The sequence below is a fragment of the Streptomyces sp. NPDC059564 genome, assembly GCF_042735575.1.
In the GTDB taxonomy this organism is placed as follows: domain Bacteria; phylum Actinomycetota; class Actinomycetes; order Streptomycetales; family Streptomycetaceae; genus Streptomyces.
Genome location: NZ_JBHWBP010000415.1, coordinates 1 through 2,950 on the forward strand (window position 1 = coordinate 1; position 2,950 = coordinate 2,950).

Sequence of the window (2,950 nt, forward strand, 5' to 3'; positions counted from 1 at the left end):
CCCGCCCCCGTGTCCACCCCGCCCTCCCCCCTCCCCACCCCCCCCCCCCGCGCCTGTCCTCGCGGCCGGCGGGCTCGCCCCCCGGCAGCGGCGCCGCGCCTACTCGTCGTCCGGCAGGGCGTCGGCAGGATCGAACGCCTCGTCGAGGGACTTCATCAGCCGGTCCCGTTCCACCTCGTCCAGCGGTACCGGCGCCACATCGGTGGCGTCGGCGAGCCGCCGGAAGCCGCCCCGCCGCTGCAGCCGCCCGCTGAGCCGGACCGGCAGTCCCACCAGGTGGGCGTGGCCGGCGATCCGGTACGCCTCCTCGTCGAGCGCGGCCCGTACGTACGGGACCTCCGCGCCCGCCAGCACCCGCAGCCGGACGGTCCCCCCGCCGCCCGCCGCGGAGCGCCGCATCCGGACCACGGCCCCGGCGAGCCGTACGGGGACGGCCGGCTCCTCCCGGGTGTAGCGGGCGGCGGCCTCCCGCAGCACCGGCAGGTCGCCGGGCGAGAACTCCACCGGCTCGGGCCGCGCCGCGCACCCGGCGGGGACCCCGGCCGCCGGTGACCAGGCCAGCGTGATCCGGGCCCCTTCCGAACCCCGTACGAGGGCGATCAGCGCGTCGGCGAGCTCCCGGCTGACCCCCGCGGCCACGGCGGTGTCGAAGGCCTCCATCCCGCCGGTGGCGCGCTGGTAGTCCACCGCCTCCCGGGCCGCGTGCAGGGCGTGGTGCAGCCGCGCGACCGTGCCCCGGCCGCCGTCCACGGGAACGTACGCGGCGAGCCGGCGCCCGCCCGGCGAGGGCCCGACCAGCACCCCGTCCAGCACGCGTTCGGCCTGGGCGCGGTGGCGGGCGCCGTAGTACCCGGCGCGGGCGCGCTCGGCGAGGGCTCCGGCCAGCAGCAGTCGGCGGGCCGCCGAGCGCAGCTGTTCCTGCACGGTCCAGGCGGCCTCGCCCTGGTATCCGTACGGCCCCTCGGGGATCTCGCGCTCCCAGCGGATCTCGTCGCTGGGCACGCTCAGCCCGAACAGCACCTCCCGCGCGGAGGGCAGCCCGCTGTGCGAGAGGGCGGTCAGCGCCTCCTCCAGCAGGTCCGCGCAGTCGGGGAAGGCGCGGCTCTCGGGGACGAGCAGGCTGGTCCCGGCCCGGCCCGGCGGGGTCCAGCGCCCGTACCGGCCCGCCGCGCCGCCGCGCCGCAGCCACCCGTGCCGGTGCAGCAGGGCGCCGAGGACCTGCGGATCGACGTGCGCGGGATCGGGCGTGCCCGGGGTGAACTCCGGGGACGGCAGCGGTTCGAGGTGCGGCGAGTTCCGGTTCATCAGGGTGTCCCTCCCGACCCGACCCGGGTCATGATCTCGCACAGGGCCCGGTCGTCGAAGATCCGCGCGGTCGGGATCCGTACGGTGGTCCGGCGCCGGCCGGTCACGGGGTGTCCGGCGAGGTTGGTCCAGTAGCAGCAGTGCCTCAGGTCGAGCCGGTCGTGCCCGGCGCTCAGCCACTCCTCCCGCTCCCGCGGTACGAGCATCACGACGAGGATCTTGTGGACGGCTACCGGGGTCCGCGCCAGCTTCACCAGGTGCTCGTTGTCGAGCGTGAAGCCGAAGCTGGCCCCGGGCGGCCGGGGTGGTACCTGGTACGTCGCCTTCAGCTGCACCTTGACGGTCACCTCGTCGTCGACGACGTGCTCCGGCGCGCCGTGGCTGACGTGCCAGTCGATGCCGTTGTCCGGGAAGGGCTGGGAGAGCGAGCAGCCGGCCGCGGCGGCGACGGCGTGCAGGTATCCCACCTGAAGGGTCTCCATGCAGGCGGTGGTGGCGAGTGTGCCGCGCAGCGGTCCGGTCCGCGGATCGGTCTGTCCTTGCAGCAACCCGCCCGGTTCGGGCTGTGCGAGCGCCATGGCCGGCTCCCCATGCCTTCCGGGCTCTGCCGTGAGCGGATGCGGGGTGACGACCGGTCATGCGTGCGACCCCCCAGGGGAGTTGTCTCCGATCCCGGGTGCCCGCAAACGGCGTACGGGGCAAACGGCCCGGGTATCACCGCTTCGGCAAGGTGGCCCGTTCCGCGGCAGCAGCGCCCGGGTTCGCCCCATCTGCCGATCGGGGACGAGGAGTTCGCCATGACACGCTGGTACGAGGGCCCGCTGGCCGCATTCGACACGGAGACCACCGGGGTGGACGTCGAGCAGGACCGGATCGTGTCCGCCGCGCTCGTCGTGCAGGAGTGCGCGGGCGGCCGGGTCCGCTCCACCCGCTGGCTGGTCAACCCCGGCATCCCGGTGCCCCCGGGAGCCACGGAAGTGCACGGTCTGACCGATGAGCACCTCCAGCGCCACGGCCGCTGGCCGGCGCCGGTGGTGGAGGAGATAGCCCGCGCGCTCGGTGAGCAGCAGGTGGCGGGACGGCCGGTGGTGGTGATGAACGCGCCGTTCGATCTGACGCTGCTGGACCGGGAGTTGCGCCGGCACCGGGCGTCGACGCTGGCGCGGTACCTGGACAACCGGCCGCTGACGGTGCTGGATCCGCGGGTGCTGGACAAGCACCTGGACCGCTACCGCAAGGGCCGCCGGACGCTGACGGACCTGTGCGCGCACTACGGCGTGGAGCTGGAGGGAGCGCACGAGGCCACGGCGGACGCCATGGCCTCGCTGGAGCTGGTGCGGGCGGTCGGGCGCAGGTTCGCGGCGCGGCTGGAGCGGCTGACCCCGGCGGAGCTGCACGCGCTCCAGGCGGTGTGGCACGCGGCGCAGGCGCGGGGCCTCCAGGCGTGGTTCACCCGGCAGGGCACCCCGGAGGCGGTGGACCCGCACTGGCCGCTGCGTCCGGAGGTGCAGCAGGCGGCGTAGCGGCGGCGCGAGGGCGCCGCGCGCGGGCGCCGGATATGCGGAAGGGCGGGGCCGCGTGAGAAGGACCGCCCAGTGACCGGGGGGGGTAAAGTGGTGGATACCAAGAAACCCAGTGTATATTA

The 2,950-nt window shown here is 75.3% G+C and carries 3 protein-coding genes; 1 reads left to right on the forward strand and 2 read right to left on the reverse strand.

Translation table 11 applies throughout. The features are described 5' to 3' along the window. Nucleotides 1-99: 99 nt before the first annotated feature. Nucleotides 100-1,305 carry a hypothetical protein gene (locus tag ACFV0Q_RS36920; protein WP_385011726.1) on the reverse strand — a complete coding sequence of 402 codons (1,206 nt, stop codon included), beginning with the start codon at nucleotides 1,303-1,305 and terminating at the stop codon, nucleotides 100-102. Further along, nucleotides 1,305-1,883 (reverse strand): DUF4365 domain-containing protein, encoded by a 579-nt coding sequence (locus ACFV0Q_RS36925; RefSeq protein ID WP_385011728.1) that lies wholly within the window; start codon nucleotides 1,881-1,883, stop codon nucleotides 1,305-1,307. Before ACFV0Q_RS36925 ends, ACFV0Q_RS36920 begins: the two co-directional genes overlap by 1 nt. A 219-nt stretch (nucleotides 1,884-2,102) precedes the next feature. On the opposite strand from ACFV0Q_RS36925, the gene ACFV0Q_RS36930 reads away from it, so the two are divergent. Next, nucleotides 2,103-2,828, forward strand: coding sequence for a 3'-5' exonuclease (locus ACFV0Q_RS36930; protein ID WP_385011731.1), 726 nt, complete (start codon nucleotides 2,103-2,105; stop codon nucleotides 2,826-2,828). Nucleotides 2,829-2,950: the final 122 nt, after the last annotated feature.